The sequence below is a fragment of the Streptomyces lusitanus genome (genome assembly GCF_042647945.1).
GTDB classification, from domain to species: Bacteria; Actinomycetota; Actinomycetes; order Streptomycetales; family Streptomycetaceae; genus Streptomyces; species Streptomyces pseudogriseolus.
This window is the reverse complement of the sequence record NZ_JBHRWL010000006.1, coordinates 67,284-89,186: the sequence shown is the minus strand read 5'-3', so window position 1 is coordinate 89,186 and position 21,903 is coordinate 67,284. Positions and strand designations below refer to the sequence as shown.

The window sequence follows — 21,903 nt, the reverse complement described above, 5'->3', positions numbered from 1 at the left end:
ACAAAGGTTGTACGGCCCATCAGTGATGATCATCACAGCATCACAGGGTGTCAAACAAGTCTCCTCACCTGGACTTTTAAGAAACGATTATGTGAAAGTTTGATGGTTCGCCGCTGTGCGGTGAATGTGACGTTGGGGATGTTAGGCCCCGGAATCGGTAGTGCGAGCTTCCTCCACGCCGAGGCCACACCGAGAGGTGTGCGAGCCTCGAGGGCGGAGCCGCTGGGCATGGATGGTGGAAGCCTCGTGGGCGGCTCGGACAACCCTGAAGCCGGAGCGCTGATCTCGGCGTACCGGGCGACAGTGCCGACCGGGGCGAGACAGGTCGTCGCCCGCGGCGTGCCGACCCCGGTCCGCAAGGCCGTGAAGTCGTCGCTCAGCGCCGCCGACTCCGTGCGCTCCGCCGCCGTGGTCTGGGCGATGGGAGGCAGGAAGAACGCGCCCCGTCACAGCCCCGCGTACAGCAGGCGCGTCGTCAGGGTGGGCCGCCGCCACATGCGTGCGCTGCTGGTCGAAGGGGCGACGGAATGGGCGGCTCGCGCGCGCAACCTGAACATCGTGGTCTCCCTCCTGGAGTCGGCGGGCGTCGACTACTTCTGCGTCCGGGGTACGAGCTCCGGGCTGCCGGCCGTCGCGGTCCCCGCCGCCGCTCGTCCCGTGGTCGAGGAGTTGCTGCGGCTGGCATTCGAGCAGGCCCCTGGCTATGTGGGCCCGGCGGGGGGTAACGAAGCCCGCATGCATCCCGGTCACGACGAGCGGTCGTGGCGGCAGCTGCGCAAGCACAAGGTTCTGCGGGTCGCCTGGTACGTGTGCGATCCCACCCAGCAGCTGGTCTTCGGTGCGGCCAACGGATGTGACGTGGAGATGTGGACGGAGCGGGGCGGTCAGCTGTGTGCTCCGCGCCCCAACCGTGTCATCGACGCAGTCCCGGCCGGCTCGCCGCGCAAGCCGGCTCCGCAGAGTCTCTTCAGCCCGATACCTCCCCTTTACCGCACGGGGGAGGCCAGGACGCTGGCCGAGTTCGCCGTCCCGCTGCCGGAGGACCACCAGTTCCCCATCGACGTCGTCTACACATGGGTCGACGACTCCGATCCGGCCTGGCGGGCGTCGCGCGACCGTGCGCGCGACGGCGTCCACACGCAAGAGCTGCACGAGCAGGCGGCGAACGACTCCCGGTACACCAGCCGGGACGAGCTGCGCTATTCGCTGAGGTCGCTCCACCAGAACGCGCCCTGGGTGCGCAACATCTACCTGGTGACGGCGGGCCAGGCGCCGTCGTGGCTTCGGACGCAGCCGAACCTCCGCGTGGTGGATCACCGCGAGATCTTCTCCGACGCCTCCGCGCTGCCGACGTTCAACTCGCACGCCATCGAAAGCCAGCTGCACCACATACCGGGCCTTTCGGAGTGCTTCCTCTACCTGAACGACGACGTGTTCTTCGGCCGGCCGGTGACGCCGTCGCACTTCTTCCATTCGAACGGCATCACCAAGTTCTTCCCCTCGCCGGCGCTGATACCCGGTGGAGCGATCTCTTCGGAGGATCTCCCGGTCAACGCAGCCGGAAAGAACAGCCGCTGGATCATCGCTCAGAAGTTCGGCACCGCCATATCCCAGAAGGTGAAGCACACACCGCACGCGCTGCGCAGGAGCGTCCTGCAGGAGATAGAGGAAACCTTCGTGGAGCAGCATGCGGCCACAGCGCACTCACGCTTCCGGTCCCCCGGCGACGTGCCGATCGCCTCGTCGCTCCACCACTACTTCGCGTACCACTCCGCCCGGGCCACGGTCGGGGAGATCCAGTACCGGTATGTCGACCTCTCGTCCGACCTGGCCCAGCGCCGTCTGAATCTGCTCCTCGCCAGGCGGAACATGGACACCTTCTGTCTCAACGACACCGTGGCGTCGGCCGACCCGGAGGCCCAGCGGGACATGCTGAAACGTTTCCTTGACGCCTACTTCCCGGTGCCCAGCCCCTATGAGGCCGCGGAACAGGACCACGCCCTCGCAGCCGCCAGTGAGCTCCACGGCGCATGAGCACCTACGACGTCACCCTGGTCGTGCCGGTACACAACGTGGAGCAGTACCTCGGGGAATGCCTGGACTCCATCGAGGCGCAGACGGTGTTCGAGCGCTGCGAGGTCGTGCTGGTCGACAACGGCAGTACGGACGGCTCGTACCGCCTCTGTGCCCAGTTCGCCCGTCGGCATGCCAACGTCACCGTCCTGGTCCGCCATGGCGGTGGTGCGGGAGCGGCCCGCAACCTCGGCATGGACCGTGCCACGAGTCCGCGCATCACGTTCTGCGACTCCGACGACGTTCTCCCGCCCACCGCGGTCGAACGCATGCTGGACGCCTCCCGGGCGACCGGCGCCGACGTGGTGGTCGGGGCCATGGAGACCTTCCCCCGGCCGACCAAATGGGCCTGGAAGCATCACTTCGGCAAGGGCGACCGGACCTTCGGCGGCCTTGCCGAGGCGCCTGAGCTGGTGCACAGCGCGAGCGCCTGCAACAAGCTGTTCGACCTGACCTACCTCCGCTCCCGCGGCATCCGCTTCGCGGAGAGAGTCCACTTCGAGGACGCGTACGTCGGTGTCTCCGCGCTCCTGCTCGCCACGCGGATCGCCCTGGTCGACGCCTGCGTCTACCGGTACCGCAAGCGCGCCGCGGGGGACTCGACCATGGACGCGATCTGGACGCGGCGGCAGAACTACTGGGACCACCTTCAGCTCGTCGAGTATCTGCACCGGCTGGGTGCGGGCCTGCCCGCCGACTCCAAGGCGGTGCTCGATCTGTTCCTGGTGCGGAGCTACCAGGGATTCGCGCTTCGGGCCCCTGATCTTTTCGAGGGGGCGGAGCTCGAGGAGATCTTCTCGCGGTGCCGCGCGGTCTACCGGGACGTTCCGCCCGACCTGATCGTCCGGGCCACCGCGGACGCGCGTCATCGCGTGGCCTACCTCGCCTTCGTCACCGGGGACTTCGCCCTGTTCGCGGACCGGGCGGCCCGACTGCACAAGCTGTCCGTGCGCGACGGCGTCCCGTACCTCGTCGACGGACTTCCCCAGCAGTTGGGTGAGCTGGCGCAGGCATCCCCCTTCACGGCCCACCTGGAACACGTCCGCCTGCTGCCGGGCACGGGGATGCTGCGGCTCTCCGGACGGTTCGAGGCCAGCGGCATGCCCCTCGTCCGCCCACTGGCCGGGCACCTGGGCCTGCGAGTGAGGGGCAGCCGCCTCAGCGTCCCCGCCACGCAGGTCCGCCGGCGGGACCTGAAGCACGCCCGGACCGACACGGAGTGGGGCGGCTTCACCGCGGACCTGCCCCTCGACGCCCTGCGGGAAGGCGTCCACGACCTCGAATTCGTCGTCGACTCCGAGGGCGGTCAGGCGGCGACCCCGTGCCTGGTCGCCGCCGGCTATCTGCGCGGGGCGCGCGTCGTCCAGCACGGCCGGACCCGGGTCGTGCCCCATTGGAAAGGCAAGAACCGGGCCGTCCTGATGGTCCACGGAGCGGGACCCGGGCGCGGCGTCCTGCGCGGTCTTCTCGCCAAGGACGCCAAGCACGTGCTGCGGCGCAGGCCGTTCTGGAAGCAACGGCTGATCCGGCTGCTCACCAAGCCGCTGGCACCGCTGTTTCTCGGCCGGGAGATCTGGCTGTTCGGCGAGCGTGGCGACACGGCACAGGACAACAGCTGGCACCTGTTCCGGCACGTGCGCACGGTCGAGAAGCGGCGCGGGGCGTACTACCTCATCCGGGCGGGCAGCGCCGACCGGGCTCGTCTGTCAGGGCTGGGGCACGTCGTCACGCACAGTTCCTGGAAGCACAAGCTGTTGATGCTCCATGCATCCGCCCTGGTCAACTCCTACGACATCGACACCTACATGCTGCCCGACGGCTGGGACCGCACCCGTTACCTCAAGCATGTGAACTGGCGGGTGGGTGCTCGCAGGGTCTTCCTCCAGCACGGAGTGACGGACAAGGACGTCAGTAAAGGGCTGCACCGCAACCGCACGGGCGTCGACCTCATCCTCGCGGTGAGCAGCCAGGAGGCGCGCTTCCTGTCGGAGGAACTCGGCTACGAGGAGCAGGTGGAGGTGACCGGCTTCCCCCGTTTCGACGCACTGGTCCCGGACCGGGGCAGGCGCACCGTGCTGTTCATGCCGACGTGGCGCGCCTATCTGACCGTCGCCTCGTACAGCCGCGACGGCGGCGGAAGCGACGCGGACCGGGTCATGCGCGACCGTTTCCTCACCTCCGCGTACCGGGAATTCATGGACCGCTTCCTGAATCACCCGGAACTCCTGGCGGCCCTGGAACTGTACGACTACACGCTGGATTTCCTGCCGCACTACGAGATGCGGTCGATGCTCGGGGACATGCTCGCGGGGCGGGACCGGGTGCGGATCGTCGACCAGAACGACGTCGGTGTGCAGGAGGCCATGCGGCGGTGTGATCTCTTCGTGACGGACTGGTCGTCCACGGCCTTCGACGTCGCCTACCTCGGAACTCCCGTCGTGTATGCGCAGTTCGACGCCGAGGAGTACTGGGGCGGGCACTACCGGAAGGGCTACTTCGACGCCCGCCGGGACGGCTTCGGGCCGGTCGGGGAGACCGTCGACGAGGTCGTGGGCGAAGTGGTCCGCTACCTGAGGGGCGGTTGCCGGAGGGAGCCCCACTATCTGTGGCGGGTCGAGCAATTCTTCGCCCATCGGGATCGGCAGAACAACGTGAGGACGTCGGAAGCGATCCAGCGTCTCGTCCGGGGATCGAATCATTGATGTCGTGTGCCAGGAGGAATTGTGTCCCAAGTCGAGCGTGACGTAACTGTCGTCGTGCCGTTCCGCGACGTCCAGAACTTCTTCCCGGAGTTTCTGGACTCGGTGGCCGTGCAGACCGCTTTCGCGCGTGCGCAGGTGATTCTCGTCGACAACGGCAGCACGGACCGGTCGGTGGCCATCGCGGAGGAGTTCGCCGCCCGGCATCCCAACGTCGACGTGGTCTCGCAGCCCGAGGGCCGGGCCGGCGACGCCCGCAACATGGGCATGGACATGGCCGTGACGCCGTACATCGTCTTCTGGGACGCCGACGACACCGTGCCGGAGCGGTCCCTCGAGGTGCTGCGGAACACCATCGTCAAGACCAGAGCCACCGTCGTCGTGGGCCGTGAGAAGCATGTGCCGAGGCCGGTCAAGGCTCCGTGGCACAAGTACTTCGGCAAGAGCGTCAAGACCGTGGGCAGCGTCGTGGACATCCCGGACCTGATCCACTCGGCGTCCTGCTGGAACAAGATGTTCGACCTCGACCTGCTCCGCTCGCAGGGCATACGGTTCGGCACCGGCACCGCTTTCGAGGACGCCTACGTCTCTATCCCCGCCCTGCTGCTGTCGGAGCGCATCGCGCTGGTCGACGCTCCCGTGTACGAGTACCGCAGGCGCGGCGACGGCACCTCCGTGATGGACACCATCTGGGACCTCCCGCAGAACTACGCGGACCAGCTGCTGATGCTCGAGTACCTCGCCGGGATGCGCCAGGGACTCACGCCCTACCAGCAGGAAACCTTGGAGCGGTTCCTGATCCGGAGCATGCAGGGCTTCCTGGTGAGGGCCCCGCAGATCTTCGGTGAGGCCGACTGCCGGCAGCTCTTCGAGCGGTGCCGCGCGCTCTACTGGGGAATCACCTCCGAGCAGATCGCCCGCAGTACGAACGACACCAGGCACCGGATTCCCTATCTCGCCCTGCACTTCGCGGACTTCGACCTCTTCTACCGGCCGGCCTCCGTGCTGGGCCCGGTCCACGGCCGTGAGGGCGACCTCTACGTCGACTATCCGGGAACGTCCTGGGGACTGCCCCTCACCAAGGTCTCGTCCGTCCCGGCACAGATCGAGGGAATGACCGGGGGGCAGGACGGCACCGTGGTGCTCCACGGCCGCTTCTCGGTCAACGGGATCCCCGACCAGCTGCTCGCCGGACTGGAGCTCCAGGTCTGGTTCGAGCGCAGCGGCAGAACTCTTCCGGCGGTGAACCACGGGCAGGCCCAGGACGGACCTGCGCAGAGGGGAGCGGTGTTCACCGTGACCGTCGACCCCGGTCAGTTCCCGGCCGGTTCCTTCCCCGTACGCCTGGTGGTGTGCACGCGCGGCAGGGACGTCTCGCGCCCCTGTTCGGTCTCCCCGGCCCTGAACCACCAAGCGCCCGTGGGCGGGTCCCGCGGCTCGGCACGCATCACCGCCGACGGCGGGACCGCCCAGCTCGTGGTCGAATCCGCCCCGCACTGATCAGTGTCCGCTCCAGAGATGGGGTGTTGTCAGAAAACAGGAGTTACACGTGCTCGATCCCCTCTACGCCGTCGCCGTCGTGGTGCCCGTCTACAACACGGAGAGATACCTCCAGGAATGCCTGGACTCGCTGGCACGCCAGACGATCTTCGACCGCGTCCAGGTGATAGTGGTCGACAACGGCAGCAGTGATCGTTCGCCCGAGATCGCCGCGAGGTTCGCCGCGGCGCACCAGAACGTATGGGCGCTCGTACACCCGGAGGGGAAGGCCGGCGGGGCCAGGAACGCGGGAATGGACCTGGTCAACGCCCGCTACATCACGTTCTGCGACTCCGACGACGTCCTGCCTGAGAACGCCTTGGAATCGATGTGGCGGACCGCGGTCAAGGAGCGTGTGCCGCTCACCATCGGGCGGATGGAGACGTTCCCGGAGGAGACCAAGTGGCCGTGGCTGCGCTACTTTGGGAAGCAGGTCCAGGTGCACCCCGGCATCGAGAACATCCCGGAGATGATTCACGGCGGCAGCGCCTGCCACAAACTCTTCGACGTCGACTTCATCCGCGCGAACGACATCCGGTTCCGCGAGGGCGTGCACTTCGAGGACGCCTTCTTCTCGGTCCCCGCGATGCTGCTCGCCGACCGGATCGCGGTGGTACCCACCACCGTCTACCGGTACCGCAAGCGGGCTGCGGAGGACTCGACCATGGACAAGCTGTGGGAACGCCCGGAGAACTACTGGGACCACCTCCTTCTGGAGGAGTACCTGATGACCCTCCGGCACCGCCTCTCCGGCCACCGGCAGGAGGTTCTCAACCGGTTCCTGGTACGCAGCTACCAAGGTTTCGCCCTGCGTGCGCCTCAGATCCTGCCCGAGCCCGAACTGTTCGCACTGTTCGAGCGTGCCCGTGCCGTCTACACGCTGGTACCGCCCGACGCCGTCCTGGCCTCCACGCACGACACCCGCCATCGGGTGCCCTTCCTGGCCATGTACATGAACTCGTTCGAGCTCTTCGCCCACCCCGAGCGGTCCCTCAGGGGCGTGTACGGACGGGGCGGAGATCTCTATCTCGACATCGCGGTGCAGAGCGTGCTGCTTCCGCTGACGAAGATCTCCTCCACCAGCGTGCACGTGGAACGGATCCGGGCGAATCCCAGGTCCGGAGAAATGCTCGTGGCCGGCCGGTTCGTGCTCAACGGACTTCCCATGAGCAAGCCCATGCGCAACTCCCTCCAACTCTGGGTGGAGAAGAGCGGTCAGATGGTGCCCGCACAGCAGGTGTGGCGCAGTGACCTGGTGGCCACACGTGACGACCTGGCCTGGGGCGGGTTCGAGGCCGTCGTCCCGGCCCACGCCCTCGGGGACGGCGAGTTCCCGCTGAAGCTGGTGTTCTGCACGTCCGGCCGTGACGTCTCCCGCCAGTGCATGATCACCACCGCGATGCTGCGCGGCGCGCGGCCGATGAAGGTCGCGGACCGCTATGTGCTCCCCCTGTCGAAGGGGAAGGACAACGCCGTGCTGGTCGTCCGGGAAGCGCGGGGCCGCGCCGGGGACAAGGCATGGGAAGACTTCCTCGAGGGCCTCGACGAGGACCAGAAGAAGCGCAAGGCGCCCTTCTGGCGTGCCCGCGCCATCCGGCGGTCCACACTCCGGTTCTTCCGCCGCAAGGAGATCTGGCTGATCGCGGAGCGCAGGGACACGGCACAGGACAACAGCCTTCATCTGTTCCGGTACCTGCGGAAGCACGAACGCCGGCGCAAGGCCTACTACATCATCGAGAAGAACAGCCCCGACCGTGCCAAGCTGAAGGGCCTGGGCAACGTGGTGGCGCACAGCTCCTGGAAACACAAGCTGCTCATGCTGCACGCGTCGCTGCTCATCAACGCCTATGACATCGACTCGTACATGCTGCCCGACGGCTGGGACCGCACCGCCTATCTCAAGCACCTCAACTGGCGCGTCGGCGCCCGGCGGGTCTTCCTCCAGCACGGCGTCACGGACGAGGACGGCAGCAAGGCCCTGCACCGCAACCGGACCGGGGTGGACCTGGTGTTCGCCACCAGCGACCGGGAAGCCGAGTACTTCTCCGAGCACATGCACTACTGGGACCAGGCCAAGGCGCTGGGCTTCCCGCGGTTCGACGCGCTCCAGCCGGACCGCGGCCGGCGCCGTGTCCTGCTGATGCCCACCTGGCGCAAGTACCTGACGGTCCCCTCCTACCTCCAGCAGGACGGCGCCGACACGGAAGCGGTGAACGAGATCTTCCGGGAGTCGTCCTACCGGGACTTCCTGGTACGGCTGCTGAGCCACCCGAAGCTGATGGAGGCGCTGGAGCACTACGACTACGTGCTGGACTTCCTCCCGCACTACGAGATGCGGAACATGGTCGACGGCGTCGTTCCGGACCACCCGCGGGTACAGCGTCTGGACCAGACGAAGGTCAGCGTCCAGACGGCCCTGCGTCAGTGCGACCTGTTCATCACCGACTGGTCCTCGGTCCACTTCGACATGGCTTACCTCGGCACGCCGCTCGTCTACGCCCGTTTCGACCCGGACGAGTACTGGGCGAAGCACGCCCGCAAGGGCTACTTCGACGCGGTGTTCGACGGGTTCGGGCCGGTCTGCGGAGACGTCGAGGAAGTGGTGACCGAAGTGATCCGCTACCTCGGCAGCGGCTGTGTGCGCGAGGCGGAGTACGACCGCCGGGCCCGTGCCTTCTTCGCCTTCCAGGACCGCGACAACTGCGCCCGCGCCACGGCCGCGATCGCCCAGCTGGCGGCGTCGGACGTCTGAGACCCTGCCGCCGGACAGGCGTCACCGCCCGCCCGGCGGCAGGGCACGTGAGCCAACGGGAAGAGGCGCGGGGAGCCGCACATCTGCCGTAGCAGGTGTGCGGCTCCCCACGCCTCTCAGGACCGGGGAGCGCAGCGCTTACGCGGGAACGCTCGCCACCCCCGCCTCCAGGAACCGCTTCCCGTTCACCCGCTCCGACACACCCTCCCGGTCCAGGTACGGCGTGATGCCGCCCAGGTGGAAGGGCCAGCCGGCGCCCGTGATCAGGCACAGGTCGATGTCCTGGGCCTCGGCGACGACGCCCTCGTCGAGCATCAGGCCGATCTCCTGGGCCACCGCGTCCAGCACCCGGTCGCGGACCTGCTCCTCCGTGAGGACCGTGTCGCCCTGCTTCAGCAGCGCCGCGACCTCGGGGTCGAGCTCCGGCTTGCCGGAGTCGTAGACGTAGAAGCCGCGCTTGCCGGCCTTGACGACGGCGGCGAGGTTCGGGGAGACCGTGAAGCGGTCCGGGAAGGCCCGGTTGAGGGTCTCCGAGACGTGCAGGCCGATCGCGGGGCCGACCAGCTCCAGCAGGACCAGCGGGGACATCGGCAGGCCGAGCGGCTCCACCGCCTTCTCCGCGACCTCGACGGGCGTGCCCTCGTCGATGACGTTCTGGATCTCGCCCATGAAGCGGGTCAGGATGCGGTTGACGACGAACGCCGGGGCGTCCTTCACCAGCACCGCGGTCTTCTTCAGCTTCTTGGCGACGCCGAACGCCGTGGCCAGCGACGCGTCGTCGGTCTTCTCGCCGCGCACGATCTCCAGCAGCGGGAGCACCGCGACCGGGTTGAAGAAGTGGAAGCCGACGACCCGCTCGGGGTGCTTCAGCTTCGACGCCATCTCCGTCACGGAGAGGGAGGAGGTGTTCGTCGCGAGGATCGCGTGCGCCGGGGCGACCGCCTCGACCTCCGCGAACACCTGCTGCTTGACACCCATCTCCTCGAACACCGCTTCGATGATGAAGTCGGCGTCCGCGAAGCCCTCGGCCTTGTCCAGCACACCGGTGACCAGCGCCTTCAGGCGGTTGGCCTTGTCCTGGTTGATACGGCCCTTGCCGAGCAGCTTGTCGATCTCGGCGTGGACGTAGCCCACACCCTTGTCGACGCGCTCCTGGTCGATGTCCGTGAGGACGACCGGCACCTCCAGGCGGCGCAGGAAGAGCAGCGCGAGCTGGCTGGCCATCAGACCGGCGCCGACGACGCCCACCTTGGTGACCGGACGCGCCAGGTTCTTGTCCGGGGCGCCCGCGGGACGCTTGCCGCGCTTCTGCACCAGGTTGAACGCGTAGATGCCGGCGCGCAGTTCACCGCCCATGATCAGGTCGGCGAGCGCCTGGTCCTCGGCGTCGTAACCCTTCTGGAGGTCGCCGTCCTTGGCGGCGGCGATGATGTCCAGGGCGCGGTAGGCGGCCGGGGCCGCGCCGTGCACCTTGGAGTCCGCGACGAAGCGGCCCTTGGCGACGGCCTGGTCCCAGGCCTCGCCGCGGTCGATCGCCGGACGCTCGACCGTGATCTCGCCCTTGAGGACGGACGCGGTCCAGATCAGCGACTGCTCCAGGAAGTCCGCGCCCTCGAACAGCGCGTCCGCGATGCCGAGTTCGTAGACCTGCTTGCCCTTGAGCTGGCGGTTCTGGTTGAGGCTGTTCTCGATGATCACCGAGACGGCCTTCTCCGCGCCGATCAGGTTCGGCAGCAGGGTGCAGCCGCCCCAGCCGGGTACCAGGCCGAGGAAGACCTCGGGGAGCGAGAAGGCGGGCAGGGCCGCCGACACCGTGCGGTACGAGCAGTGCAGGCCGATCTCGACGCCGCCGCCCATGGAGGCGCCGTTGTAGTACGCGAAGGTCGGCACGGCCAGCTTCGACAGCCGCTTGAAGACGTCGTGGCCGCCCTTGCCGATGGCCAGCGCGTCCTCGTGGCGCTTCAGCAGCTCGACGCCCTTGAGGTCGGCGCCGACCGCGAAGATGAACGGCTTGCCGGTGACGCCGACGCCGACGATCTCGCCGTCCGCGGCCTCCTTCTCGACCTGGTCGATCGCGGCGTCGATGTTCGCCAGCGACTGCGGGCCGAGGGTGGTCGGCTTGGTGTGGTCGTGACCGTTGTCCAGCGTGATCAGCGCGAACCGGCCCGCGCCCAGGGGCAGGTCGAAGTGGCGTACGTGCGCCTGGGTGACGACCTCGCCCGGGAACAGCTCGGCCGCACCCTTCAGAAGCTCTGCGGTGGTGCTCACTTGTCCCCCTCGAAGTGCGGGTTCTCCCAGATGACCGTCGCGCCCATGCCGAAGCCGACGCACATGGTGGTCAGGCCGTAGCGGACGTGCGGCTGCTCCTCGAACTGGCGGGCCAGCTGCGTCATCAGGCGGACGCCGGAGGAGGCCAGCGGGTGGCCGAACGCGATGGCGCCGCCGTACTGGTTGACGCGCGCGTCGTCGTCGGCGATGCCGTAGTGCTCCAGGAACGCCAGCACCTGGACGGCGAAGGCCTCGTTGATCTCGAACAGGCCGATGTCGGAGATGGACAGGCCCGCCTGCGCGAGCGCCTTCTCCGTGGCCGGGATCGGGCCGTAGCCCATGACCTCCGGCTCCACACCCGCGAAGGAGTAGGAGACCAGGCGCATCTTGACCGGCAGCCCGTTCTCGCGGGCGAAGTCCTCGGAGGCGATGACCGAGGCCGTGGCGCCGTCGTTCAGGCCGGCCGCGTTGCCCGCGGTGACCCGGCCGTGCACGCGGAACGGCGTCTTCAGGCCCGCCAGGTTCTCCAGCGTGGTGCCCGGACGCATCGGCTCGTCGGCGGTGACCAGGCCCCAGCCCGTCTCGCCCGCCTCCTCGTTGGTGCGGCGCACCGAGATCGGCACCAGGTCGGCCTGGATCTTGCCGTTGGCGTACGCCTTGGCGGCCTTCTCCTGGGAGCGCACCGCGTACTCGTCGGCGCGCTGCTTGGTGATGCTCGGGTAGCGGTCGTGCAGGTTCTCCGCGGTCATGCCCATGAACAGGGCGGACTCGTCGACCAGCTTCTCGGAGACGAACCGCGGGTTCGGGTCCACGCCCTCACCCATCGGGTGGCGGCCCATGTGCTCGACACCGCCCGCGATGGCGACGTCGTACGCGCCGAAGGCGACGGAGCCGGCCACCGTGGTGACGGCGGTCAGCGCGCCGGCGCACATGCGGTCGATGGAGTAACCCGGCACGGACTGCGGCAGGCCCGCGAGGATGCCCGCCGTGCGGCCGATGGTCAGGCCCTGGTCGCCGATCTGCGTGGTCGCGGCGATGGCGACCTCGTCGATCTTCTTCGGGTCGAGACCCGGGTTGCGGCGCAGCAGCTCCCGGATCGCCTTGACGACGAGGTCGTCGGCACGGGTCTCGTGGTAGATGCCCTTCGGGCCCGCCTTGCCGAACGGGGTACGGACGCCGTCGACGAAGACGACGTCCCTGACGGTACGAGGCACGATGGCTCTCCTCCAGGTACGGGATGCTGAGCGCTTGCTTACGCCCCATGCTACTTGCGGGTAACGTCGCTGCACACCCCCGTCGGCCGGAGCGGCGAACATCACACGACCGGCCCCCGCGAACAGGGGTGGAACATCACCGGCCCGGCCGCCGCGAACAGGGGCCGAACATCCCCCGCCCGGCCCCCGGACACGGAGGCGGACATCACACGGCCGGCCCCCGCGAACGAGGGCCGGCCGTGTGTCGTGTCGCGGGCGGTGCTACGACCGCCAGAGCCGCCGCCGCAGGCCCCGGCGCAGCCGCGCCCGGGTGCTGACCCGCTCGTTGCGGCCGGAGATCCGGCGGGCCACCGAGGCGGCCCGGTTCTCCCGCACCTCCAGCTCACCGGCCGGATGCGCGAACAGCCCGCCGCCGGTGCTCATCGCGATCTCCGCCGTGTACGTCCCGGGCGGGACGTCGGAGAGGTCGACGCCCTCCTTGTCCGCCGAGGTGAAGTACCCGAAGGAGTACGAGCCGAAGTCGCCCGGAGCCATCAGCGGGCGCACCTTGTCCTCCCGCTTCACCGCCTTGAGCGCCACGGTGTGCGTGCCGGCCTCGCCGCGCAGCGTGAGGTAGTACGTCGAGTGGGTCGCGCGGTCCGCGTTGCGGCCGGGCAGGAAGAACACGCCGTACACCCGGAGCTTCGGGCCCTCCATCGCGAACCGCTTCAGCGCGAACACGGACCCGCCGGGGCCGGCCGCCGTGAGGTCGCGCTTGATCACCCGGACGCTCCTCGCGTCACCTCTGAGGACCACCTCGCGCCCCCCGGAGGCGGCACGCCGGTCGATCGCCCGGTAGGCGACCAGCGGCACCCTGCGGTCGATGGCCTCGCTCGCGCTGGTCACCCGCGCGAACACGTCGTACACGCCGTCGGGCAGCGAGTCGAACAGCTCCCGCGCCTCGCAGGTGAAGCCGCCGTCCTTGTAGGACGCGAAGTGCGTGTCGAAGTACTTCAGGTACAGCTGGTCCACCGGCACGGTCTTCGCGTCGGCCACCCATGCCTGCTCGTCCCGCACCAGCACGAGCTGCTTGGTCTCCCGCCCGCCGGCCTCCTCGCCCTCGTCGGCGGAGACGCCGGGCAGGAAGGCGTGCCCGGACAGGGTGGCCTGCTCGGGGGTGAGCTGCGCGGCGGTCAGCACGCCCGCCGCCGTGTCCCGCGCCCGCAGGTCCGCCAGATGCTCGGTGGCGGCGTCCTCGTCCACCTCGTTCGAGCCGATCTGCACCTCGCCGAACCGCGGCACCGTGCCCTCGGTCAGCGCGTAGATGACGCTGAGGATCACCGAGAGGCCCTGCCGCGTCACCTCCGCGTGCTTGACCAAAGCGGGCGATTCCACCATGAAGAAGTTGAAATTGGAGTACTTCCGCAGGGCCGGGAGGAAATGGACGACGTGTTCCTCGTACTGGTAGTCCTTCGTCGAGGAGAACAGGTAGATGTTCCGGTCCAGGTCCGTGGTCTCCGCCAGCAGCTCCGGCAGCACCGAGTCGAGCCGGTCCACGTTCTCCTGCGGCTGGCCCTCGCCGAGGACCCACTCGCCGAGCACGCCGTGCCCCTGGGAGTAGCTGCCGATGAAGTACTGCGGCGTGGAGGCGACGATGTGCCGGTAGCCGTACTTCAGCGCGTAGAAAATGGCGGCGCTGCCGCCCTTCGAGGAACCGGCGAGAACCACCGTCTCCCGGGCAAGACCCAGCTTTTCCCGGTAGTGGGTAATCAGTTCCTCGACGGCGTCCGGAACGGAGAAGTCCATCGCCCGCGCCACGTAGTACGACGGGCCTCCGTCGAACCGGTCGCGGATTCGCAGCACGTTGCACTGGACGCCCGAAAGAGCGGCGCCGAATCCGTACTTCGAGCCCACGGAGGAAAACACTACGAGCAGGTTGCCGTGATCACCCGCAGCGGGCGTGAACTCGTACTCGATCTCCCAGTTGCCGTATTTCTCCACACGTATCTCGGGCGTGCGGATCGTCGCTGTCCTGTAGTTTTCGGACGTGCGGGGGAGTGTGTCCGAATGCTGCGGGTTGGCCGGGCGAACCTGGGTGGGTTCCATGAAATGGTGCCCCTTGTTCCTGTCAGAGATTTTCCGTTCGGAGTTCAGGCCGCTCCGCAGGAAACTTCCTCCGACGTGGGGTACGGGCGTTTTCGCAGGAAGAGCAGCCGGGACGAGGCTAACGCATGCCCCCGCCGCGGAGCGAGAGGCGGACCTGTGCCTCGTTCCGCGTATTCCCGGTCACCCGCGACGCATGCCGCCGGCGCTTGCGAATGCGGGTCAAGTGACCTTCACCGTCGTCGAGCGGGCTCCACACAATACAGGGCGGTACGGGCGGCCTCGGGGTCCGGAGTCCGCCAGCCCCGCACCCCGATGGTCACCCGCTCCCCGGGCAGCAGCGTCACCGGCCCCCGGTCGGCGGCCGCCCCCGGGTCCAGCCGGTCGGCCTGGAGCAGCAGGTCCCGCACCAGGGTGCGGGCGGTGACCGTGACCCCCTCGGGCGCGAGCGCCACCCCGAACTCCGGGCGCGGGTACGGGATGTCGCGGTCCGCCGCCGGGAAGTGCAGCGCCCGCAGCGGCTCGCTGCCGGCAGGGTCCGGGGCGTCGGCGACGAGGAACTCCCCGGGACCGGCCGGGACCAGCTCCGCCGGGACCTCGACGAGCGCCACGGTCCGCGGGTCCGCCGCGCACTCCGGTTCCGCCTCCGCCAGCACCCGTCCGTCCACCGCCATCCGCCGCAGCCGCAGGACGGTCCGCCACTGATCGGCGGCCTGGTTGACGGCGGCCACGACCAGGCGCCGCCCGCCGCCGACGCCGTCACCGCCCGCGTCCCCGTCGCTGCCCCTGTCCGTCCGCACGGTCAGCAGCCGGTCCGCGTACAGCCGGCGCAGCTCGTGGTACAGCGGCTTCTCCCGTCCGTCGCCGTCGATCGCGGACCAGGAGGTCACCGGCCAGCAGTCGTTGAGCTGCCACACCACGGTGCCCGCGCACACCGGCCAGTGCGAGCGCCAGTGCTCGATCCCGGCCGCCACCGCACGCACCTGGTTCAGCTGCGTCAGATAGTGCCAGCGGTCGAAGTCCCCCTCGGGCACGGCGAAATGACGGGTCAGCCCGCGCTCCAGCTTGCCGTTGCCGTCCGCCGCCTTCTGGTGGTGCAGCACACCGGGGGAGTCCGCCGCGAGTTCCTCCCCGGGCAGCGCCCGCCGGAGCGTGGCGTACGCGGGCGGCGCCTGCCAGCCGAACTCGGCGACGAAACGCGGTACGTCCAGGTGGTAGTCGGCGTAGTCCCTGCGGTTCCACACCTCCCACGAGTGGTGCGTGCCGTGCGCCGGGTCGTTGGGGTGGCGCAGCCACGACCCGGACCACGGACTGCCCGCCGTGTACGGCCGGGTCGGGTCCGACTCGGCCACCACGCGCGGCAGCAGGCCCAGGTAGTAGCCCTCGCCCCAGGAGTCCCCGGCCAGCGCGGGCTCCCAGTCCCAGTCCTTGAAGCCCCACAGGTTCTCGTTGTTGCCGTTCCACAGCACCAGCGACGGATGCGGCATCAGCCGTACGACGTTCTCCCGGGCCTCCGCCTCCACCTCGCCGCGCAGCGGCTGCTCCTCGGGGTAGGCGGCGCAGGCGAACGGGAAGTCCTGCCACACCAGCAGGCCCAGCTCGTCGCAGGCGTCGTAGAAGTCCTCGCTCTCGTAGATCCCGCCGCCCCACACCCGCACCAGGTCCACGCCCGCCGCTGCCGCCTGCTCCAGCCGCCGGCGGTAACGGTCGCGGGTGATCCGGGACGGGAAGGCGTCGTCCGGGATCCAGTTGACCCCGCGCGCGAACAGCCGCTCCCCGTTGACCACCAGGGTGAACCCGGTGCCGTGCGCGTCGGCCGAGGTGTCCAGCTCCACCGTCCGGAAGCCGGTCCCGCGCCGCCAGGAGTCCACCGCTTCCTCGCCGGCGAGCAGCGTCAACTCCACGTCGTACAGCGGCTGTTCGCCGTAGCCGCGGGGCCACCACAGGCGGACGTCCGGCACCCGCAGGCGCACCGTGCCGGCCGTCCCCTCGATCCGGGCGCGGGCGCGCACCCCGCCGACGGACGCCTCGACGTCGAGCGGCGCCCCGCCTTCCGTACGCTCCACGTCCACGGCCAGCTCGACCACGCCGGCGCCGTCCTCCACGGTCACCAGCGGACGCACCCGGGCGATCCGGGCCGTCGACCAGTGCTCCAGCCGCACCGGACGCCAGATCCCGGCCGTGACCAGCGTCGGACCCCAGTCCCAGCCGAACGAGCAGGCCATCTTGCGCACGTACTGGTACGGCTCCGCGTACGCCCCGGGACGGTCGCCCACCGCGGCCCGCACCGCCTCCGCCTCGTCGTAGGCGGACGCGAACCGCACGGTCAGCCGCCCGCTCAGCCCCGTCACGTCGAAGCGGTACGAGCGGTGCATGTTCCGCACCCGGCCCAGCGGGCGGCCGTCGAGCTGGATCTCCGCGACCGTGTCGAGCCCGTCGAACACCAGGTCCGTGCGCTCGTGCGCCGGGCCGCCCGCGGGCAGGTCCCGTTCGTACGTCCACGCGCGGCGGCCCACCCACGCCACCTCGGTCTCGTTCCGCCCGAGGAACGGGTCGGGGATCAGGCCGGCCGCCAGCAGGTCGGTGTGCACACACCCCGGCACCGAGGCGGCGAGCGCCCGGCCCGTCCCGTCCGGGTGGTGCAGGATCCATCCGTCGGTGAGCGGGGTGACCTGGCGCATGCACACTCCCTGGAACCGGTCGAGCGCTGGGCGGGCGGCGGGGTGGTCGTGCGGGGTGAGCGACGAGGCAGCGGGGTCAGGCGCCCCGGGCGGTCCCGTCGGTCAGGGCGGTGACCAGGACCGGCGTGACCTGTTCGACCTGCCAGGCGCGGGCGCCGTGCGCGGTGAGGGCCGCGGCGACCGACTCGGCCGTGGGCGGGACAGGCGGCTCCCAGCAGACCCGGCGCACGGTGTCCGGCGTGATCAGGTTCTCCGCGGGCATGTTCAGCCGCTCGGCGAGCTCGCTCACGCCCGCCCGCGCGGCCGACAGCCGGGCCGCGGCCGCCGGGTCCTTGTCGGCCCAGGCGCGCGGCGGCGGGGGACCGGTCACCGGCTGGCCGGGCTGCGGCAGCCGGTCCTCGCTCAGCGACTTCGCCCGGTCGACGGCCGCCTGCCACTGCTCGAGCTGGCGGCGGCCCACCCGCTGCCCGAAGCCGTTCAGCGCGGCCAGGGCGTGCGGGTTCGCCGGCATGGCGAGGGCGGCCTCGACGATCGCCGCGTCGGGCAGCACCTTGCCGGGGGAGACGTCACGGCGCCGGGCGATCCGGTCCCGGGTCTGCCACAGCTCCCGTACGACGGCCATCTGACGGCGGCGGCGGACCTTGTGCATGCCGGAGGTGCGGCGCCAGGGGTCCTTGCGGGGCTCCGGCGGCGGCGCCGAGGCGATCGCGTCGAACTCCTGCCACGCCCAGTCCAGCTTGCCCTGCCGGTCCAGCTCCTTCTCCAGCGCGTCCCGCAGGTCGACCAGCAGCTCGACGTCGAGGGCCGCGTACCGCAGCCACGGCTCGGGCAGCGGGCGGGTGGACCAGTCGACGGCGGAGTGGCCCTTCTCCAGCAGGAAGCCGAGCACGTTCTCGACCATCGCGCCCAGGCCGACCCGGGGGAACCCGGCCAGCCGGCCCGCCAGCTCGGTGTCGAAGAGCCGCGTCGGCACCATGCCTATCTCGCGCAGGCAGGGCAGGTCCTGGGTGGCGGCGTGCAGCACCCACTCCACGCCGGACAGCGCCTCGCCGAGCGCGGACAGGTCGGGGCAGGCGACCGGGTCGATCAGCGCCGTGCCCGCGCCCTCGCGCCTGAGCTGGACGAGGTAGGCGCGCTGCCCGTAGCGGTAGCCCGAGGCGCGCTCGGCGTCCACGGCGACGGGTCCGCGGCCCGCGGCGAAGGCCGCGACCACCTCGGCGAGGGCGGCCTCGTCGGCCACCACGGGCGGGATGCCCTCGCGGGGCTCCAGCAGGGGGATCGGCGCCTGTGCAGCAGAGGATCCGCCGTCGTCCGGAGGAGCGCCTCCGGTGGTGCGCAGTGAACTGTCTGCTGCGGTGTCGTGGGCGTCGGTCACCTGTCAAGAGTATCCGTACGGGCCGGTACCCGGCCCTCCCCTCCGCCCGGTTGCCCCGCCTGCCAGCGAAAACAGGCCGCCCCGCGTCCGCCGCGGTCCCTCGCGCGGGCGCGCGGCGGCCGTGCGCGCGAGTGCGCCCGCCGATGCGGGGGGGGGCATCGGCGGGCGCGGTCAGGGGGTGGTCGGGACGGGGCGGTCGGGGAGCGGTGTCGGAAGGTGCGGGAGGTGGGTACGGGGCTCAGGCGGGCGGGGTCAGTGGATGATGCCGGTGCGCAGGGCCACCGCCACCATCCCGGCACGGTCGCCCGTGCCGAGCTTGCGGGCGATGCGGGCGAGGTGGCTCTTCACGGTCAGGGCGGACAGGCCCATCGAGACGCCGATCGCCTTGTTCGACTGGCCCTCCGCAACCAGCCGCAGCACCTCGACCTCACGGCCGGACAGCTCGCGGTAGCCACCCGGGTGGCTCGGGGCACCCGGGGGACGACGGTGCAGGCGGGCGGCCGCCGCGCCGATGGGGGCCGCACCGGGACGGGTGGGGAGCCCGAGGTTGGTGCGGGTGCCGGTGACGACGTAGCCCTTCACCCCGCCGGCCAGCGCGTTGCGCACGGCGCCGATGTCGTCGGCGGCCGAGAGGGCCAGGCCGTTGGGCCAGCCCGCGGCGCGGGTCTCGGAGAGAAGGGTGAGGCCGGAACCGTCCGGCAGATGGACTTCGGCGACGCAGATGTCGCGGGGGTTGCCGATGCGGGGACGAGCCTCCGCGACGGACGAGGCCTCGATCACATCGCGCACACCGAGCGCCCACAAATGGCGGGTGACGGTGGAACGGACGCGGGGGTCGGCCACGACCACCATGGCGGTCGGCTTGTTCGGGCGGTAGGCGACCAGGCTTGAGGGCTGCTCGAGGAGAACGGACACCAGGCCTCCTGGGGTGCGGGGACGGGGCCGGCTCGTGGGGGTGAAGCCGGGACGAACCGTGCTTTCAAGGTCACAGTCGTCTTCGGCAGCAAACCTGATGTCCTTTAGGAAATGATCACGATCTGGTGAGTAACAATCCGGGCAATTCGGACGCGCGATCGATCATTCGAAGATCGAACGGTTTCGGTCTGCGTCGGAACGCTTCCGAAAGTGGCCGTATCGACAAAGAGACGGCCGGCGGGGCAGCCGGGGGTGTTCCGTGAGTCGTTCCGTGAGGCACCCGATGACGACTGGCCGAAACCCGACCGCCCAGGACCGGCCCGGGACCGGCCCACGGCCGGCCCACGGCCGGCCCCACCCCGTCCGCGTCCGCTCAGCGCGACTGCGGCCCCCGCCGCTGCGGCAGCGTCACCACCGACGCGTCCCCGGGCGCGGCCGGCGGCAGCCCCGCCACCTGCGCGAGCAGATCGCACCAGGCGACCAGGTGCGCCGCCGTGTCCGGTACCCCGCCCAGCCCCTCCCGCGGCGTCCACGAGGCGCGGATCTCGATCTGCGAGGCGGACGGCCGCTCGGACAGCCCGCCGAAGTAGTGGGAGCTCGCCCGCGTCACCGTCCCGCTCGGCTCGCCGAACGCCAGCCCGCGCGCGGTGAGCGCACCCGTCAGCCAGGACCAGCACACGTCCGGCAGCAGCGGGTCCGCCGCCATCTCCGGCTCCAGCTCCGCGCGGACCAGGGTCACCAGCCGGAACGTGCCGCGCCAGGCGTCGTGCCCGGCCGGGTCGTACAGCAGCACCAGCCGGCCGTCGGCGAGGTCGTCCTCCCCGTCGACGACCGCCGCCTCCAGCGCGTGCGCGTACGGCGCGAGGCGTTTCGGCGCGGGGGTGGGCTCGACCTCGATCTGCGGGCGCAGCCGCGCGCCGCGCAGCGCGTCGACAGCGGCCCGGAAGGGCAGCGGGGGCGTCCCCCCGGGTCCGGTGGTGCCCCCTGCCTCCTTCGGTTCGTCCATTCCGCCAGCACCGTCCGACAGTCGTCCCTGAGCCGCAGCCATGCGGGGAAGATTAAGCGGAACGGGCCGTCGGCGCAGGGAGGGACACCCGCGCCGTCCGGGGGTGTCCGGATCACGCCCCACCTCGCGCCGCGCGCCCCCCGCTCCCCGGCCGCCCGGGATCCCCGGCGGCCGGGACCGCCCCGGTGACATGCGAGACTGGCCGGTGTGAGCGTCAACGTGAGCCCGACGGGCAGCCAGCCGACTTCGACGTACGAGAGCGCCTTCCTCAAGGCGTGCCGGCGTGAGCCGGTGCCGCACACCCCGGTGTGGTTCATGCGGCAGGCCGGGCGCTCCCTGCCGGAGTACCGCAAGGTGCGCGAGGGCATCGGCATGCTCGACTCCTGCATGCTCCCCGAGCTGGTCACCGAGATCACGCTCCAGCCGGTGCGCCGTCACCAGGTCGACGCGGCCATCTACTTCAGCGACATCGTCGTGCCCCTCAAGGCCATCGGCGTCGACCTCGACATCAAGCCGGGCGTCGGCCCGGTCGTCGAGCGGCCGGTGCGCACCCGCGCCGACCTCGACCGGCTGCGCGACCTGACCCCCGAGGACGTCCCCTACGTCACCGAGGCGATCGGGATGCTGACCCGCGAGCTCGGGTCCACCCCGCTGATCGGCTTCGCGGGCGCCCCCTTCACCCTCGCCAGCTACCTCGTCGAGGGCGGCCCGTCCCGCACGTACGAGAACGCCAAGGCGATGATGTACGGCGACCCGGAGCTGTGGGCAAACCTGCTGGACCGGCTCGCGGACATCACGGCCGCCTTCCTGAAGGTGCAGATCGAGGCGGGCGCCTCGGCCGTCCAGCTCTTCGACTCCTGGGCCGGCGCGCTCGCCCCCGCCGACTACCGCCGCTCGGTGCTGCCCGCGTCGGCGAAGGTGTTCGACGCGGTGGCCTCCTACGAAGTCCCCCGCATCCACTTCGGCGTCGGCACCGGGGAACTGCTCGGGCTCATGGGCGAGGCCGGCGCGGACGTCGTCGGCGTCGACTGGCGCGTCCCGCTGGACGAGGCCGCCCGCCGCGTCGGCCCCGGCAAGGCGCTCCAGGGCAACCTGGACCCGACCGTGCTGTTCGCCGGCCGCGAGGCCGTCGAGACCAAGGCCCAGGAGGTCCTGGACTCGGCCGCCGGTCTGGAGGGCCACGTCTTCAACCTCGGCCACGGCGTCATGCCGTCCACCGACCCGGACGCCCTGACGCGGCTGGTGGAGTACGTCCACACGGCGACCGCGCGCTGACCTTCCGGGGGCGGCCGGCGGACG

12 protein-coding genes are annotated in these 21,903 nt (G+C 70.4%); 5 read left to right on the top strand and 7 right to left on the bottom strand.

All coding sequences use genetic code 11. From position 1 onward, the window contains the following. Positions 1-228 precede the first annotated feature (228 nt). From ACFOSY_RS10035 to ACFOSY_RS10020, 4 genes are read left to right on the top strand one after another with little or no spacing between them, the layout of a single operon-like run. A complete protein-coding gene (locus tag ACFOSY_RS10035; protein ID WP_394306397.1) occupies positions 229-2,034 on the top strand; it encodes a stealth family protein in 1,806 nt (601 codons plus the stop codon). Continuing rightward, a complete protein-coding gene (locus ACFOSY_RS10030) occupies positions 2,031-4,775 on the top strand; it encodes a bifunctional glycosyltransferase/CDP-glycerol:glycerophosphate glycerophosphotransferase (protein ID WP_394306396.1) in 2,745 nt (914 codons plus the stop codon). The genes ACFOSY_RS10035 and ACFOSY_RS10030 overlap by 4 nt, the downstream gene beginning before the upstream one ends. Before the next feature lie 21 nt (positions 4,776-4,796). Further along, positions 4,797-6,272, top strand: a complete 1,476-nt coding sequence (locus tag ACFOSY_RS10025) for a glycosyltransferase family 2 protein (RefSeq protein ID WP_394306395.1) — start codon at positions 4,797-4,799, stop codon at positions 6,270-6,272. 49 nt (positions 6,273-6,321) lie between these two features. Further along, the gene (locus ACFOSY_RS10020; protein WP_394306394.1) at positions 6,322-9,063 is read left to right on the top strand and encodes a bifunctional glycosyltransferase/CDP-glycerol:glycerophosphate glycerophosphotransferase; all 2,742 of its coding nucleotides are present in this window, start codon (positions 6,322-6,324) and stop codon (positions 9,061-9,063) included. A gap of 138 nt (positions 9,064-9,201) precedes the next feature. Here ACFOSY_RS10020 and ACFOSY_RS10015 read toward each other — a convergent pair whose 3' ends face one another. The 7 genes from ACFOSY_RS10015 to ACFOSY_RS09985 all read right to left on the bottom strand — a co-directional run bounded on the left by ACFOSY_RS10015 (position 9,202) and on the right by ACFOSY_RS09985 (position 20,604). Then, positions 9,202-11,331 (bottom strand): 3-hydroxyacyl-CoA dehydrogenase NAD-binding domain-containing protein, encoded by a 2,130-nt coding sequence (locus ACFOSY_RS10015; protein ID WP_394306393.1) that lies wholly within the window; start codon positions 11,329-11,331, stop codon positions 9,202-9,204. Continuing rightward, positions 11,328-12,545: a thiolase family protein gene (locus tag ACFOSY_RS10010; protein ID WP_394306392.1), complete on the bottom strand. Its 1,218-nt coding sequence runs from the start codon at positions 12,543-12,545 to the stop codon at positions 11,328-11,330. Before ACFOSY_RS10010 ends, ACFOSY_RS10015 begins: the two co-directional genes overlap by 4 nt. Before the next feature lie 261 nt (positions 12,546-12,806). Beyond that, positions 12,807-14,630 (bottom strand): hypothetical protein, encoded by a 1,824-nt coding sequence (locus ACFOSY_RS10005; RefSeq protein WP_394306391.1) that lies wholly within the window; start codon positions 14,628-14,630, stop codon positions 12,807-12,809. A 230-nt stretch (positions 14,631-14,860) separates the two neighbouring features. Continuing rightward, a complete protein-coding gene (locus ACFOSY_RS10000; protein ID WP_394306390.1) occupies positions 14,861-17,308 on the bottom strand; it encodes a glycoside hydrolase family 2 protein in 2,448 nt (815 codons plus the stop codon). A gap of 76 nt (positions 17,309-17,384) precedes the next feature. After that, entirely contained in the window at positions 17,385-18,683 is a 1,299-nt protein-coding gene (locus tag ACFOSY_RS09995) for an HRDC domain-containing protein (RefSeq protein WP_394306389.1), read from the bottom strand. Between the two features lie 252 nt (positions 18,684-18,935). After that, on the bottom strand, positions 18,936-19,598 hold the full coding sequence (locus tag ACFOSY_RS09990; RefSeq protein ID WP_006130493.1) for a helix-turn-helix transcriptional regulator: 663 nt from the start codon (positions 19,596-19,598) through the stop codon (positions 18,936-18,938). Positions 19,599-19,971: 373 nt separating this feature from the next. Further along, on the bottom strand, positions 19,972-20,604 hold the full coding sequence (locus ACFOSY_RS09985; RefSeq protein WP_394306388.1) for a DUF3000 domain-containing protein: 633 nt from the start codon (positions 20,602-20,604) through the stop codon (positions 19,972-19,974). 207 nt (positions 20,605-20,811) lie between these two features. Here ACFOSY_RS09985 and hemE point away from each other — a divergent pair, with 207 nt between their 5' ends. Further along, positions 20,812-21,879, top strand: a complete 1,068-nt coding sequence (gene hemE, locus ACFOSY_RS09980) for a uroporphyrinogen decarboxylase (RefSeq protein WP_394306387.1) — start codon at positions 20,812-20,814, stop codon at positions 21,877-21,879. Positions 21,880-21,903 lie beyond the last annotated feature (24 nt).

Bases quoted from the DNA above. Each gene is read 5' to 3' on its own strand.
- ACFOSY_RS10035 (WP_394306397.1), top strand. From the start codon at position 229: ATGGATGGTGGAAGCCTCGTGGGCGGCTCGGACAACCCTGAAGCCGGA.
- ACFOSY_RS10030 (WP_394306396.1), top strand. From the start codon at position 2,031: ATGAGCACCTACGACGTCACCCTGGTCGTGCCGGTACACAACGTGGAG.
- ACFOSY_RS10005 (WP_394306391.1), bottom strand. From the start codon at position 14,630: ATGGAACCCACCCAGGTTCGCCCGGCCAACCCGCAGCATTCGGACACA.
- ACFOSY_RS10000 (WP_394306390.1), bottom strand. From the start codon at position 17,308: ATGCGCCAGGTCACCCCGCTCACCGACGGATGGATCCTGCACCACCCG.
- ACFOSY_RS09985 (WP_394306388.1), bottom strand. From the start codon at position 20,604: ATGGACGAACCGAAGGAGGCAGGGGGCACCACCGGACCCGGGGGGACG.